15 protein-coding genes are annotated in these 14,646 nt (G+C 72.3%); 8 read left to right on the forward strand and 7 right to left on the reverse strand.

Annotated elements, in window-relative coordinates; translation table 11 throughout:
• The 3 genes from B7L92_RS01950 to B7L92_RS01960 form a co-directional block, all read right to left on the reverse strand.
• Positions 1-1,210, reverse strand: a 1,210-nt coding sequence (locus tag B7L92_RS01950) for an NADH-quinone oxidoreductase subunit C (RefSeq protein ID WP_174703913.1), incomplete at its 3' end; no start/stop codon positions are given.
• Positions 1,207-1,902 carry an NADH-quinone oxidoreductase subunit B gene (locus B7L92_RS01955; RefSeq protein WP_081235770.1) on the reverse strand — a complete coding sequence of 232 codons (696 nt, stop codon included), beginning with the start codon at positions 1,900-1,902 and terminating at the stop codon, positions 1,207-1,209. The genes B7L92_RS01950 and B7L92_RS01955, both read right to left, overlap by 4 nt.
• Complete coding sequence (locus B7L92_RS01960) at positions 1,893-2,300, reverse strand: NADH-quinone oxidoreductase subunit A (RefSeq protein ID WP_081235771.1); 408 nt, start codon at positions 2,298-2,300, stop codon at positions 1,893-1,895. Before B7L92_RS01960 ends, B7L92_RS01955 begins: the two co-directional genes overlap by 10 nt.
• A gap of 268 nt (positions 2,301-2,568) precedes the next feature.
• Here B7L92_RS01960 and B7L92_RS01965 point away from each other — a divergent pair, with 268 nt between their 5' ends.
• The 5 genes from B7L92_RS01965 to B7L92_RS01985 all read left to right on the forward strand — a co-directional run bounded on the left by B7L92_RS01965 (position 2,569) and on the right by B7L92_RS01985 (position 9,647).
• Positions 2,569-3,783, forward strand: coding sequence for a sensor histidine kinase (locus tag B7L92_RS01965; protein WP_438363923.1), 1,215 nt, complete (start codon positions 2,569-2,571; stop codon positions 3,781-3,783).
• A 264-nt stretch (positions 3,784-4,047) separates the two neighbouring features.
• A complete protein-coding gene (locus tag B7L92_RS01970) occupies positions 4,048-5,403 on the forward strand; it encodes a sensor histidine kinase (RefSeq protein ID WP_081235773.1) in 1,356 nt (451 codons plus the stop codon).
• Positions 5,404-5,723: 320 nt separating this feature from the next.
• A complete protein-coding gene (locus tag B7L92_RS01975; protein WP_304364693.1) occupies positions 5,724-6,383 on the forward strand; it encodes a response regulator transcription factor in 660 nt (219 codons plus the stop codon).
• A 293-nt stretch (positions 6,384-6,676) separates the two neighbouring features.
• Positions 6,677-8,605, forward strand: a complete 1,929-nt coding sequence (locus tag B7L92_RS01980; RefSeq protein WP_081235775.1) for a 2-oxoacid:acceptor oxidoreductase subunit alpha — start codon at positions 6,677-6,679, stop codon at positions 8,603-8,605.
• Complete coding sequence (locus B7L92_RS01985; protein ID WP_081235776.1) at positions 8,598-9,647, forward strand: 2-oxoacid:ferredoxin oxidoreductase subunit beta; 1,050 nt, start codon at positions 8,598-8,600, stop codon at positions 9,645-9,647. Before B7L92_RS01980 ends, B7L92_RS01985 begins: the two co-directional genes overlap by 8 nt.
• 89 nt (positions 9,648-9,736) lie before the next feature.
• Here B7L92_RS01985 and B7L92_RS01990 read toward each other — a convergent pair whose 3' ends face one another.
• The 3 genes from B7L92_RS01990 to B7L92_RS02000 form a co-directional block, all read right to left on the reverse strand.
• Positions 9,737-9,994, reverse strand: coding sequence for a hypothetical protein (locus tag B7L92_RS01990; protein ID WP_255310714.1), 258 nt, complete (start codon positions 9,992-9,994; stop codon positions 9,737-9,739).
• 212 nt (positions 9,995-10,206) lie between these two features.
• Positions 10,207-10,704: a DUF6082 family protein gene (locus tag B7L92_RS01995; RefSeq protein ID WP_255310715.1), complete on the reverse strand. Its 498-nt coding sequence runs from the start codon at positions 10,702-10,704 to the stop codon at positions 10,207-10,209.
• Between the two features lie 285 nt (positions 10,705-10,989).
• Entirely contained in the window at positions 10,990-11,382 is a 393-nt protein-coding gene (locus B7L92_RS02000) for a winged helix-turn-helix transcriptional regulator (protein ID WP_081235778.1), read from the reverse strand.
• Positions 11,383-11,474: 92 nt separating this feature from the next.
• Here B7L92_RS02000 and B7L92_RS02005 point away from each other — a divergent pair, with 92 nt between their 5' ends.
• Positions 11,475-12,329, forward strand: a complete 855-nt coding sequence (locus B7L92_RS02005; RefSeq protein ID WP_081235779.1) for an SDR family oxidoreductase — start codon at positions 11,475-11,477, stop codon at positions 12,327-12,329.
• Between the two features lie 164 nt (positions 12,330-12,493).
• A complete protein-coding gene (rarD, locus tag B7L92_RS02010) occupies positions 12,494-13,474 on the forward strand; it encodes an EamA family transporter RarD (protein WP_081235780.1) in 981 nt (326 codons plus the stop codon).
• A 1-nt stretch (position 13,475) separates the two neighbouring features.
• Here rarD and B7L92_RS02015 read toward each other — a convergent pair whose 3' ends face one another.
• The gene (locus tag B7L92_RS02015) at positions 13,476-14,099 is read right to left on the reverse strand and encodes a CGNR zinc finger domain-containing protein (RefSeq protein WP_081235781.1); all 624 of its coding nucleotides are present in this window, start codon (positions 14,097-14,099) and stop codon (positions 13,476-13,478) included.
• 21 nt (positions 14,100-14,120) lie between these two features.
• Here B7L92_RS02015 and B7L92_RS02020 point away from each other — a divergent pair, with 21 nt between their 5' ends.
• Positions 14,121-14,594, forward strand: coding sequence for a VOC family protein (locus tag B7L92_RS02020; protein ID WP_081235782.1), 474 nt, complete (start codon positions 14,121-14,123; stop codon positions 14,592-14,594).
• Positions 14,595-14,646: the final 52 nt, after the last annotated feature.

A 14,646-nucleotide genomic window follows, 5' to 3' on the forward strand; every position in this document is an offset into this window, starting at 1 on the left:
ACGGCACCGGTGCCGGGCCCGCGGTTTCCCGTTCGGCCTCGGGGGCCGTTTCGGGCCCGGCACCGGTGCCGTCCTCGGCTTCGGGCCGGTCGAAGGCCGGGCGGGCGTGGTGCCAGGGGGCGTCCGGGCTGCGCGGTGCGCCGGAGGGCTCCCGTTCCGGCCGGCTTCCGGCGGGTCCGGGCGCGGGGGCGCCGTCCGCCGGTCCGGTTCCGCCCGGCGACGCCGCCCGGTCCGACGCGGCGCGCTGGCTCGCGGACCCCTCGGACGCGCTGCGCGCCCGCCGGGGACCGCCGGCGCCACGGGCCCCGGCACGCTGGGACGCCGATCCCTCGCTCGCGCTCCGGGCACGTCGCACGGGGGGCGCGGGGGGCACGGCGGACGCTGACGGACGGATCGGTTCCGTGGAAGCGCCGGTGTCCGTGACCGGTTCCCCGGGACGCGCCGGCGCGGCCCGGCCCGTCGCTCCCCCGGCGACCTGGCTCGCCGAGCCCTCCGCCGCCGTGCGGGTGCGGCGTACGGGGCGGTCGCCCGCCGACCGGGCCGCGGGTGCGGGGCGTTCCCCGGCCGCTCGCCCCGCACCCGCGGCCGCCCGGCCGGCACCGCGGGCCGTACGGGTCGGGGCAGGCGGGAGCTGGCCCTTCAGCGGGCCCCATTCGTTGGGGTCGGGGACACCGGGCGGCAGCATCTGGCGGCGCCGCGGGCCGCCGTGCTCCGCACCCGCCGCGGGCTCCCCGGGTTCCTTGGCGCCGGGCCAGGCCTTGGCGACGCGGGCCGCGAGGACGAAGTCCTTGCGCAGGGGGTGGCCCTCGAAACCGTCCGGCAGGAGAAGGTGCTCCAGGGCGGGGTGGCCCGCGAAGTCGATGCCGAACATCTCGTACGTCTCGCGTTCGTGCCAGGCCGCGCCCGCGTAGACGTCCACGGCGGAGGGGAGCGTCGGCGCCTCGTGCGGGACCGTGGTGCGCAGCAGCAGGCGCCGCACCGGCGCCAGGGCCACGACGTGCGCCGTGACACGGAATCCGGTGCCGGGTTCGTCGACCGCGCTCAGCCAGTCGAAGAAGGTGCAGCCGACGCGGTCGCGCGCGGTCTCCAGGGCGGAGATCCAGGAGGCGGGGGGCACGTCGACGGTCAGGACGCCGTACGACTCCTCCGCCGTGGCGTCCGTGCCGAACAGCTCCTCGGCGCCGGCGGGGAGCCAGCCGACCGCGGTCATCGCTCCTCCCCCGTGTCCGGCGCCCCGCCACCGGGCTCACCGGCCGCCGGCGGTGCGACCAACCCGCTCTGCAGCGCCGCCGCCGACGGGCGTCCCGCGCCGGGAGCGGTCCCGGGGCCGGTTCCGTACCGCTCCCCCAGTGACTCCCGTGCGATCTTCTCCTGGAGTTTGAGGATCCCCTGGAGCAGTGCCTCGGGCCGGGGCGGGCAGCCCGGGACGTAGACGTCGACCGGGATGATCTGGTCCACGCCCTTGGTGACGGAGTAGGAGTCCCAGTACGGGCCGCCGCAGTTGCTGCACGCACCGAAGGAGATGACGTACTTCGGCTCGGGCATCTGCTCGTACAGGCGTTTCACCGCGGGCGCCATCTTGTCCGTGACCGTCCCGGAGACGACCATCAGGTCGGCCTGGCGCGGTCCCGGCGCGAAGGGGATGACGCCGAGGCGGATGAAGTCGTGGCGGGCCATCGACGCGGCGATGAACTCGATCGCGCAGCAGGCGAGGCCGAAGTTGAAGACCCACAGCGAGTAGCGGCGGCCCCAGTTGAGGACCACCTTCATCGGCTCGGGCGCCAGGCGGGCGAGCGCGCCGAGCCGCTTCGGTTCCGGCAGCAGGACCGGCTCGGCGGCCGACGGGGCCGACGAGGCGGAGGAGGCCGAAGGGTTCGAGGAGGTCGAGGGGGTCACGTCCATGTCAGGACGCCCTTCTTGTATGCGTACAGCAGGCCCACGGCGAGGAAGCCGAGGAAGATGAACATCTCCACGAGGGTGGTCGCGCCGTAGCCGTCGGCGGCGAAGACGGTCGCCCAGGGGAAGAGGAAGATCGAGTCGACCGCGAAGATCACGTAGAGGAAGGCGTAGACGTAGTAGCGGACCTGGGTGTGGGCCCAGCCCTCACCGACGGGGTCGACCCCGCACTCGTACGTCAGGAGCTTCTCGGGGGTGGGCACCACGGGGCGCAGCAGGCGTCCGGCCCCGAAGGCGACCGCGACGAACAGCATGCCGACGACGGCCAGCAGTCCGACGACCGAGTAGGACTGGAAGTAGTCCGCCGCGACGACGGTCGTCTCGACGACGGTCGGTTCCCGCACGTCCGCCCCTCACTCCCTGGCTGGTGTCCCTGGTCCGTGCCCTGATCCGTGCCTGATCCGTGCTGTGAACCGCGCCTCGGTCCGCGCCTTGGGTCCGTACCGGTGAACGTCGCGGTTCGACGATCTGTACGCAGGGGAGTCTAGGCCCTGATAAAGGCACGGTAAGCAGCCCGTCATGCCTCGGCATGCGGGGGGTGGGGTTTTCCTCAGGGCAACGTGGCGGTCCACCTCATGGCGCGGACCCCCGGCTCCGGGCACGCTGATGCACATGACCGAACGACACCCTCCCCTGGGTACCCCGGTGACGGCGGTCCCGGACACGGCCGGGCACGGCGACCGCCCGCCACCGCCCCGTTTCGCCTACGACGCGCACACCTGGAAGGAGATCGCCCACCTCCTGGCGAACCTGCCGGTGTCGCTGATCGGCTTCGTCTACGTGGTGACCGCGCTCTTCACGGGTGTCGGGCTGACCGTCACGGTGATCGGGTTCCCGGTGCTCGCGGCCGGGCTGATGGGCGCGCGGCTGCTGGGCAGGATGGAGCGGGCGCGGGCGAGGAAGCTGCTCGGGGTGCGGGTGGAGGAGCCGAGCCGGCTGCCGTGGCGCGGCGCCCGGGGGTTCTGGCCGCAGTTGTGGATGGCGGTGAAGGATCCGGTCGGCTGGCGCACGGTGCTGTACGAGTTCATACGCCTGCCCTGGGGCGTCCTGACCTTCACCGTCACGCTGGTCGGCCTGTTCGTGCTGTGGCCGGTGCTGCCGTTCGTCGTGCGGGGCCTGACCGACGTGGACCGGATGATGGTGCGCGGTCTGCTGTCGCCCTCCGACGAACTGGAGCGGCGCATCGCCGAGCTGGAGTCCGACCGGGGCGTGGTGTTCGACACGGCGGCGGCGGACCTGCGGCGCATCGAACGGGATCTGCACGACGGGGCGCAGGCCCGGCTGGTGAACCTCGCCATGGGGCTGGGACTGGCCAAGGAGAAGCTGCTGGAGGACCCCGACTCGGCGGCGGCGATGGTCGAGGAGGCGCACGGCGAGGTGAAGCTGGCCCTGCAGGAGCTGCGGGACCTGGCGCGCGGCATCCACCCGGCGGTGCTGACCGACCGGGGCCTGGACGCGGCCCTGTCCTCGGTCGCCTCGCGCTGCACGGTGCCGGTGAAGGTGACGGTCGACCTCGCCGAACGGCCGGCCGCCGCCATCGAGGGCATCGCCTACTTCACCGTCTCGGAGCTGCTGCAGAACGTCAGCAAGCACAGCGGGGCCCGGGCGGCGGCGGTCGACGTGTGGCGGTCGGAGGGCCGGCTGCTCATACAGGTGTGGGACGACGGACGCGGGGGCGCCAGTCTGGACGGCGGTACGGGGATGCAGGGCCTCGCCGACCGGCTGGGCGCGGTGGACGGGCTGTTCGTCGTGAAGTCGCCCGAGGGCGGTCCGACGACCGTCACGGCGGAGCTGCCGTGGCGGGACCGTTCCGGCGTCCCCGCCTAGGACACGCGGGTGGACCGGAGGACGGCCGAGGGGGCGCCCCGGAAGGGAACCGGGCAGGAGGAGGCCCGGAAGGGGGCCGGGAGGGCGACCACGGACGCGGCCGCGACGCGCCCGCGGACGCACCCGCAGGGGCGGCCACCCGCGGCCGGGGTGGGGATAACCCCCGGTCCAGGACTGCGACGGACTCCATGGTCCGCCGACCTGCGGCACAGCAGGCTGGAGGTACGACAGCACAGCCGCGGGACGAGGAGGAGGACCACGTCGATGGCCACCTATGACGGACAGGGCTACGGGCTCGACACGGGGCCCGGGCGTCCCGGGGAACGGCGTCACCGGCTGCCGGCCGCGCTGCGGGCGCCGGTCGAGGGGCGCACCTGGCGGGAACTGGGCCATGTGCTGCTGAGCCTGCCGATCAGCGTGCTGCTGTTCACGTACGCGGTCACGATGGTGTCGCTGGGGGCCGGTCTGCTGGTGACGTTCCTCGGCGTCCCGGTGCTGGCGGCGGCGCTCGCCGGCTGCCGGGGGTTCGGCGCGGTGGAGCGGGCGCGGGCCCGGGGACTGCTGGGCCTGGAGGTGGGCGAGCCGGAGCCGCTGCGGATGAAGCGGCAGGGGTTCATGGCGTGGATCGGTGCCGTGCTCAAGAGCGGCAGCTCGTGGCGGTCCCTGCTGTACGCGGTGCTGCAGCTGCCGTGGGCGGTATTCTCCTTCGCCGTCGTGGTGACCGTCTGGTCGGTCGGCTGGTCGCTGCTGACGTACCCGCTGTGGTTCTGGGTCTTCCCGGTGTACACCGGTCAGGGCGGGATACAGCTGTACGGCGACGAGCAGCACCGGATCTACCTGGACAACCCGTTCGAGATCACGGTGACGGCGCTGGTGGGCCTGCTGTTCACCATCGCCGCGCCGTGGATCGTCCGGGCGCTGACGACGGTGGACCGGGTGATGGTGCACGGGCTGCTCGGGCCGTCCCGGCTGGCCACGCGGGTGGTGGAGCTGGAGTCGGACCGGGGGGTCGTGGTGGACACGGCCGCCGCCGATCTGCGGCGCATCGAGCGCGACCTGCACGACGGGGCGCAGGCCCGGCTGGTGAACCTCGCCATGGACCTGGGGCTGGCGAAGGAGAAGCTGCGGGAGGATCCGCAGGTCGCGGCAGAGATGGTGGACGAGGCGCACGGCGAGGTGAAGACGGCCCTGCAGGAACTGCGGGACCTGGCGCGCGGCATCCACCCGGCGGTGCTGACCGACCGGGGCCTGGACGCGGCCCTGTCCTCGGTCGCCTCGCGCTGCACGGTGCCGGTGCAGGTGGAGGTGGATCTGGCGGAGCGGCCCGCGCCGGCCATCGAGGGCATCGCCTACTTCACCGTCTCGGAGCTGCTGCAGAACATCAGCAAGCACGCGCGGGCGACGTGGGCGGCCGTGGAGGTGTGGCGGACGGAGAACCGGCTGATGCTGCAGGTCGTGGACAACGGCGTGGGCGGTGCCGACGTGTCCCGGGGCTCCGGACTGGCCGGTCTGGCGGAGCGGCTGGACGCGGTGGACGGGATCCTGGTGGTGGACTCCCCGGCCGGCGGGCCGACCCGGGTGACGGCGGAGCTGCCGTGGCGGGCGGAGCGGACGCGGTGAGCGCGGGCTGAGACCGGCGGTCGGCAAGGCGGCGGGTGCGGGCGGTGGGCCCGCGCCCACTCCCTGTGCGCCGGTCCCGTGTGCGCTGAACACGGGCCGGCCGGCGCGCAGCGACGGCGCCCCCGATCGCGTCGCCCCGCAACGTCCCTCCCCGGACCCTCCTGGTGGCGTCGCCCCGCAGCACCCCTACCGGACATCCCCGATCGCCTTGCCCCGCAGCACCCCCCACCGGATGCTGAGATGCTGGACCCGACAGCCGGACCGCCACGGGGGCGGATGCGGCGCGGGGCCGTGGGGGGCCGAGGATCGTGGAGGACAGGGTGCGGGTGGTCATCGCCGAGGATTCGGTGCTGCTGCGGGAGGGCCTGACCCGGCTGCTGACCGACCGGGGACACGAGGTCGTGGCCGGTGTCGGTGACGGCGACGCGCTGATCAAGACCATCGCCGAGCTGGACGGGCAGGACCTGCTTCCGGACGTGGTGGTGGCCGACGTGCGGATGCCGCCGACGCACACCGACGAGGGCGTGCGGGCCGCGGTGCGGCTGCGCAAGGACCGTCCGGGCATCGGGGTGCTGGTGCTGTCGCAGTACGTGGAGGAGCGCTACGCCACGGAGCTGCTCGCCGGTTCCAGCCGCGGCGTCGGCTATCTCCTCAAGGACCGGGTAGCCGAAGTACGTGAGTTCGTGGACGCGGTGGTGCGCGTGGCCCGGGGCGGTACGGCCCTGGACCCGGAGGTGGTCGCGCAGCTGCTGGGGCGCAGCCGCAAGCAGGACGTGCTCGCGGGACTCACTCCGCGCGAGCGGGAGGTCCTGGGGCTGATGGCCGAGGGGCGGACGAACTCGGCGATCGCCCGGCAGCTGGTGGTGAGCGACGGCGCCGTCGAGAAGCACGTCAGCAACATCTTCCTGAAGCTGGGGCTGTCCCCGAGCGACGGCGACCACCGGCGGGTACTGGCCGTGCTCACGTATCTCAACTCCTGAGACCGGGACCGTCCACCGCCCGTGCGCCCCTCGCCGCGCCGTACGAAGGGCCCGGTGGCGGCGCCCCGAACCGGAACGGGCCCGGCCGACGTCTTCGAAGACAAGGGCCGAGGAGTCGTTACCAGGGGTAATCGAAGGAGAAGGCGGGACATGTCCGGGCGCCCGGGCGTCTCGGCCTCGTGTCCAATATGCGAATGACCCAAGGTGAGCGCCCCTTACGGACGTAGGGTTGATCCAGGGAAGGCCCACGGGAAGGCCGTCCCGGACAGCCGCCTCGAGGGAGGTCCAGTTCAGTGACCAGCCAGGTCAGCAGCCCAGCGGAGCAGGCCGACGAAGCAGTCGTGGGAGAGCAGCGCAAAGCGGCGGGAGCGAAGGACGTCCGCCGCCTGGACCGGGTGATCATCAGGTTCGCGGGGGACTCCGGTGACGGCATGCAGCTCACCGGTGACCGTTTCACCTCGGAGACCGCGTCCTTCGGCAACGACCTCTCCACGCTGCCGAACTTCCCGGCCGAGATCCGCGCGCCCGCCGGCACCCTGCCCGGGGTCTCGTCCTTCCAGCTGCACTTCGCCGACCACGACATCCTCACCCCCGGTGACGCGCCGAACGTGCTGGTCGCGATGAACCCGGCGGCGCTGAAGGCGAACATCGCCGACATGCCGCGCGGGGCGGAGATCATCGTCAACACGGACGAGTTCACCAAGCGGGCGCTGCAGAAGGTCGGTTACGGCAGCAACCCGTTGGAGGACGGCTCGCTGGACGGCTACCACCTGCACCCGGTGCCGCTGACGACCCTGACGGTCGAGGCGCTGAAGGAGTTCGACCTCACCCGCAAGGAGGCCGAGCGCAGCAAGAACATGTTCGCGCTGGGCCTGCTGTCGTGGATGTACCACCGGCCGACCGAGGGCACCGAGAAGTTCCTGGCCTCGAAGTTCGCCAAGAAGCCGGACATCGCGGCGGCCAACATCGCCGCGTTCCGCGCGGGCTGGAACTTCGGCGAGACGACGGAGGACTTCGCCGTCTCCTACGAGGTCGCCCCGGCGGTGAAGGCGTTCCCGCCCGGCACCTACCGCAACATCTCCGGCAACCTGGCCCTGGCCTACGGCCTGGTCGCCGCCTCCCGCCAGGCCGACCTGCCGCTGTTCCTCGGCTCCTACCCGATCACTCCGGCCTCGGACATCCTGCACGAGCTGAGCCGGCACAAGAACTTCGGCGTGCGGACCTTCCAGGCCGAGGACGAGATCGCCGGGATCGGGGCCGCACTCGGCGCGGCCTTCGGCGGCTCGCTGGCCGTCACCACCACCTCCGGCCCCGGTGTGGCCCTCAAGAGCGAGACGATCGGCCTGGCCGTCTCCCTGGAGCTGCCGCTGCTGATCGTGGACATCCAGCGCGGCGGCCCCTCCACCGGCCTGCCGACCAAGACCGAGCAGGCGGACCTGCTGCAGGCGATGTACGGACGCAACGGCGAGGCGCCGGTGCCGGTGGTCGCCCCGCGCACCCCGGCCGACTGCTTCGACGCGGCCCTGGAGGCGGCGCGGATCGCGCTGACCTACCGCACCCCGGTCTTCCTGCTCTCCGACGGCTACCTCGCCAACGGCTCCGAGCCCTGGCGCGTCCCGGACCTGGAGGAGCTGCCCGACCTGCGCGTGCGGTTCGCCCAGGGCCCCAACCACACCCTGGACGACGGCACCGAGGTCTTCTGGCCGTACAAGCGCGACCCGCGGACGCTGGCGCGTCCGTGGGCGATCCCGGGCACGCCGGGTCTGGAGCACCGGATCGGCGGCATCGAGAAGCAGGACGGCACCGGCAACATCTCCTACGACCCGGCCAACCACGACTTCATGGTCCGCACCCGCCAGGCCAAGGTCGACGGCGTCGAGGTCCCGGACGTCGAGGTCGACGACCCCCACGGCGCGAGGACGCTGGTGCTGGGCTGGGGCTCGACGTACGGGCCGATCACGGCGGCCGTGCGGCGGCTGCGCGCGGCCGGGGAGTCGGTGGCGCAGGCGCACCTGCGGCACCTCAACCCCTTCCCGCACAACCTCGGCGAGGTGCTGCGGGGGTACGACAAGGTGGTGGTCCCCGAGATGAACCTCGGCCAGCTCGCCACCCTCATCCGGGCGAAGTACCTGGTCGACGCCACGTCGTACAACCAGGTCAACGGGATGCCGTTCAAGGCGGAACAGCTCGCGACGGCGCTGAAGGAGGCCATCGATGACTGAGGCACTGAAGCTGGTCCCCAGGGCCGAGGGCAAGCAGTCCATGAAGGACTTCAAGTCCGACCAGGAAGTGCGCTGGTGCCCCGGCTGCGGTGACTACGCCATCCTCGCCGCCGTCCAGGGCTTCATGCCCGAACTCGGTCTGGCGAAGGAGAACATCGTCTTCGTCTCCGGCATCGGCTGCTCCTCCCGTTTCCCGTACTACATGAACACCTACGGGATGCACTCCATCCACGGCCGCGCCCCCGCCATCGCCACCGGCCTGGCGGCCTCCCGCCGCGACCTGTCCGTCTGGGTCGTCACCGGCGACGGCGACGCGCTGTCCATCGGCGGCAACCACCTGATCCACGCCCTGCGCCGCAACGTCAACCTCAAGATCCTGCTGTTCAACAACCGGATCTACGGGCTGACCAAGGGCCAGTACAGCCCGACCTCCGAGGTAGGGAAGATCACCAAGTCGACCCCGATGGGCTCGTTGGACGCCCCCTTCAACCCGGTGTCGCTGGCGATCGGCGCGGAGGCGTCCTTCGTGGCCCGCACGGTCGACTCCGACCGCAAGCACCTCACCGAGGTGCTGCGGCAGGCCTCCGCCCACCCGGGCACGGCCCTGGTCGAGATCTACCAGAACTGCAACATCTTCAACGACGGCGCCTTCGAGGTCCTCAAGGACCGGCAGCAGGCCGAGGAGGCGGTGATCCGCCTGGAGCACGGCGAGCCGATCCGCTTCGGCCACGAGCAGTCCAAGGGCGTCGTGCGGGACCGGGCCACCGGTGACCTGAAGGTGGTCGCGGTGACGCCGGAGAACGAGGCCGAGATCCTGGTCCACGACGCCCACTCCGCGTCCCCGACCACCGCCTTCGCGCTGTCCCGCCTCGCCGACCCGGACACCCTGCACCACACCCCCATCGGCGTGTTCCGCTCCGTCGACCGGCCGGTCTACGACACCCTGATGGCCGACCAGCTCGACACCGCCGTCGAACAGCGCGGCAAGGGCGACCTCGCCGCCCTCCTGGCCGGCAACGACACCTGGACCGTCGTCGGCTGAGCGCACGGAAACAGACGGAGAGGGCCCCGGCATCCCTGGATGCCGGGGCCCTCTCCGAACGGCGCGTCGGGCGTCTGTCGTGTCAGGCGTCAGGCGTCAGGAATATCCCGCTTGGCACGGAGAAGCGTGTCACGGGTAATCACGACAATGCGCTCGTAGTCCGCTCTCGCGGCGCTTTCCGGAAGCAGCGCATCCAATTCTTCGGTCCGGTCGGTTCCGATGACCGCGAAATTGCCGTCACTCAGTTCGAAGAGGTCGGGGCAGGTCTCGCCCGTCATACTCCCCCGCTGACGCGGGGAGTCGCCGAGGCGCCGGACGATGCTGACGGCAGGGAGTTCGCTGTGCACGCGGGCTCGCTTCCGGGGGCGGGCGTGAATAACCCAACCCTGGGCAGTAGGGTACAGGAGAACCCGGCCAAATTATCGCCCGCCCGACCCATAATCCAATTCCGCTCGAAAAAGTCGAGGGGAAATCATTCCGCACTTCCGGGGATTAATTTGTCGACAATAAGCGAATACCGCTTGTCGACAATTCTCGGATATTATTTGTCGGCCGGACATCAGCCCCCGTCCCCGTCGGGCGGCGGACCGACGACCCACCACTCGTCGGGGTCGTCCGCGAGGTCGTCCATGATCGCGTCGACGGCCTTCCCCACCCTGGCTTCGAGCGACCGGGAGGGCAGGCTCAGCCGGTGCTCCACGGTCATCTCCCAGTACTCCTTGAACACCTGGTTCCGGCACAGCACCCGCAGATGCCCGATCAGCACGTCCCAGTCGTAGCCGCCGACACGGTGGCCCAGCAGGATCGCGCCGTACTGGCGGTTGACGAAGAGCACCTGGCGGCGCCTGCCCTCCGAGAGGTCGTCCAGCGTGCTCATGGCCGACGCCAGCGCCGGGTCGGCCAGGGCGTGGTCCGCCTGCGCCGCCGTGATGCGGTGGAGCTGGATCAGGTTGGCGCAGTGGATCTGATCGGTCAGGCGCGCGAGCTCACGCAGAAGATCCAGAGCCAGTTCCTCCTGACGCCGGCGCCACGGCGAACGCGGGAAAGGGATGCGCACCCGACCGCCTCTCACCCTCGCTGCGGAACCGTTCCTTCGCGCGTCGGGATTCTGTGCGGCCAAGGCGTACCCCCGAGTCAGGCATCCGGGCGCCGACGGCGAGGTCGCGGGAGGCACGACGACCGGCGCGCGGTAGGGCATGGCGCCCCGCCCCCAGGATGCCGGGCGGGGCCGGCCGGCGTGAGAGGCGGAGAGGGGGCGCATGGAAGGACGTGCCGCCCGTGTCGGCCGACGCCCTGGCGCACGTGTGCCCGGCGAGCGCCGTCCGCGTCCCCCGCGACGCCGTCAGCCCTGCTCAGCCCGCCTGCGTGCGGTGTCATATGCCGCCCGCGCCCGTTGCACGTCGTCCATCCGCTTCTCGGTCCACAGGGCCAGATCGCGCACCTGCTCGGCCGCCTCACGGCCCAGGCCGGTGAGGGAGTAGTCGACGCGGGGCGGGATGACCGGCTTGGCGTCGCGGTGCACCAGGCCGTCGCGCTCCAGGGTCTGGAGGGTCTGGGCGAGCATCTTCTCGCTGACCCCGCCGACCGCCCGGCGCAGCTCGCTGAAGCGGTACGACCGCTCGAGGAGCCGGATCAGCACCAGCACGCCCCAGCGACTGGTCACGTGCTCCAGGACCAGCCGGTGCGGACACATCGCCTCGCCGTCGCTCCCCCGGCCACGCTCACTTACCGCCATGTCAGTACCTTACTTCAAAGTGGGTACTTTCCTCTGGTTAGCGCAGAACTTAGGGTTAGTGCACAAGCACCCCCACAAGGAGTTCTCGCATCATGAGCATCGTCGTCACCGGAGCCACCGGGAACCTCGGCCGTCACGTCGTGGAGCAGTTGCTGGAGCAGGTCCCGGCCGAGCAGGTCACCGCCGTCGTCCGCAGCGCGGAGAAGGCGGCCGGTCTCGCGGCCCGCGGTGTACGGATCGCGGTCGCCGACTACAGCGCCCCCGAGAGCCTGGAGGGCGTGTTCGCGGCCGGTGACCGGGTGCTGCTGATCTCCGGCAACGAGGTCGGGGGAGACCGGGTGGGGCAGCACAGGGCCGTCATCGACGCCGCGAAGGCCGCCGGTGTCGCCCTGCTCGCCTACACCAGCGCCCCCGGCACCCTGACCGCCGCCCTCGCCGACGACCACCGCGGCACCGAGGAGGCCCTGCTGGCCTCGGGCGTGCCGTACGTCCTGCTGCGCAACGGCTGGTACCACGAGAACTACACCGAGAACCTCGCTCCGGTGCTGGAGCACCACGCGGTCGTCGGCGCCGCCGGTGAGGGCCGGATCTCCTCCGCCTCGCGCGCCGACTACGCGGCCGCCGCCGTCGCCGTACTGACCGGCGAGGGGCACGAGAACACGACGTACGAGCTGGGCGGCGACGAGGCGTGGAGCCTCACCGAGTACGCGGCCGAGCTGAGCCGGCAGACCGGCGAGGAGATCTCCTACCGGCAGGTCACGGTCGAGGCGCTCACCGGCATCCTGACCGGCGCCGGCCTGCCCGGACCGGTGGCCGCGGTGTTCGCGGGCGTGGACGCCTCCATCGAGAAGGGCGAACTGGTCGTCGACAGTGGCGATCTGTCCCGCCTGATCGGGCGCCCCACCACCCCGCTCGCCGAGGCCGTCTCCGCCGCGCTCAAGGGCTGACCCCGGCCGATCGTCCTCGGCCGGACACCCCCGTCCGTCATGACCGTATTCCGGTACGGGTATGACATGCGGGGGTGTCCGGCGTTACCGTCGTCGACGGGCATCGCGCGTCCACGGCTCAGCGCCGCGCGACACGGGGCACGCGCAGGGACGAAGGAGGACCCGTGACCGAGAAGTCGGCCGCCGAGCGGCGCATAGGACTGCTGAACGGCTTCGCGGCGTACGGGATGTGGGGGCTCGTCCCGCTGTTCTGGCCGCTCCTCGAGCCCGCGGGCGCCGTGGAGATCCTCGCCCACCGGATGGTCTGGTCGCTGTTCTTCGTGGGCGCCGCCCTGCTCGTCGTGCGCCGCTGGGCCTGGCTCGGCGAGCTGCTGCGACAGCCGCGCCGGCTCGCCCTGATCGCGGTCGCCGCGACGGTCATCACCGTCAACTGGGGCGTCTACATCTGGGCCGTGAACTCCGGGCACGTCGTCGAGGCCTCCCTCGGCTACTTCATCAACCCGCTGGTCACCATCGCGATGGGCGTGCTGCTGCTGAAGGAACGGCTGCGGCCCGCCCAGTGGGCCGCGGTCGGGGTCGGCGCCTCGGCGGTGCTCGTCCTCACCGTCGGCTACGGCCACCCGCCGTGGATCTCCCTCTGCCTCGCCCTCTCCTTCGCGACCTACGGGCTGGTCAAGAAGAAGGTCGACCTCGGCGGCGTCGAGTCGCTGGCCGCCGAGACCGCCGTCCAGTTCCTGCCCGCGCTCGGCTACCTGCTGTGGCTGGGCGCGCGGGGCGGCTCCACCTTCACCACCGAGGGCGCCGGGCACGTGGCCCTGCTCGCCTCCACCGGCATCGTCACCGCGCTCCCCCTGGTCTGCTTCGGCACCGCCGCGATCCGCGTGCCCCTGTCCACCCTGGGGCTGCTCCAGTACATGACCCCGGTCTTCCAGTTCCTGCTGGGCGTCCTCTACTTCAGGGAGGCCATGCCGCCCGAGCGCTGGGCCGGTTTCGCGCTGGTCTGGCTGGCGCTCGCGCTGCTCACCTGGGACGCGCTGCGCACCGCCCGCCGGGCCGCCCGCACGCTCGCCGGCACGACGGCCGGGACCGGGGCCGCCGCGGGGCGGCAGGCGGACGTGGCGGAGGCGGAGCCCGCGGGTCGCTGACTCACCCGCCGTCCGGGGCCCGGCGCGCCCGGTGCGCCCGCACCTTCGCCAGGTTCCCGCAGTGCTCCATCGCGCACCAGCGGCGGCGTCCCGGGCGCGAGGTGTCGACGAAGAGCAGTCGGCAGTCGTGGGCGCCGCACTCGCGGATGCGGTGGGCGTACGGGCCGGTGAACAGGTCGATCGCGTCGCGGGCGACGGTCGACAGCAGCTGGGTGCCCGTGGCGCCGGGCGCCCAGGACCGGGTGCCGTCCGGCCCGAGACGGGAGACCAGCGGGGGTTCGGCGGCGGCCGCGTTGACCGCGTCGAGGTGCTCCGGCCGGGGCGGGCGGCCGTGGGCGCGGTCGGCGGCGAGCAGGAAGAGGGCGTTGCGCAGGGTGCGCGCCCGCTCCAGCTCGGCCGCGTCGACGGTGAGGCGCAGTCCGTCCGCGAGGCGGCTGCGCCCGGCCCAGACCACGAGGTCCGCGGGTTCGTGCAGCACCTCGTACCGCGCGAAGGCGCCGGGACCGCCGGTCGGCAGCAGCTCCAGGCACAGGGCACCGGGGTCGAAGCGGTAGGGCTTCCCCTCGTACGAGAACAGGGTCAGACCGGGCCGGTCGTCCGGTGTTTCCGTTGCGCTCCCACTCATGTAACCAATATAACTGGTTACATGACGCAGACACCGGCCTCGCCCACCCCCGTGCACTGGAAGCTCGTCGTCGACGCCGCGGACCCGCACGCGCAGGCCGACTTCTGGGCCGCCGCCCTCGGGTACACGCGGGAGGACCACAGCGCGCTCATCGAGCGGCTGCTCGGCGCGGGCGCCGTACCGGACGGCCTCACCACCGAGTCCCACGGCCGCCGCGCCTGGCGCGACCTGACCGCGGTACGGCACCCCGACGACCCCTACGAGGAGGAGAGCGGGACCGGACTCGGGCGGCGGCTGCTGTTCCAGCGCGTGCCCGAGGCGAAGACGGCCAAGAACAGGCTCCACCTCGACCTGCACCCCGGTCAGGGGCGCCGCGAGGAGGAGGTCGCACGGCTGGAGCGGCTCGGCGCGAAGGTGCTGCGGCGGGTGGACGAACCCTCCGGAGCGTGGGTCGTGATGGCGGATCCGGAGGGCAACGAGTACTGCGTCCACTGAAACGAGCGCTGCGTCCACCGACTCGGCCGGGGCGGCCCCGCGCGCGGGGCCG

The organism is Streptomyces viridosporus (assembly GCF_002078235.1).
GTDB lineage: Bacteria > Actinomycetota > Actinomycetes > Streptomycetales > Streptomycetaceae > Streptomyces > Streptomyces viridosporus.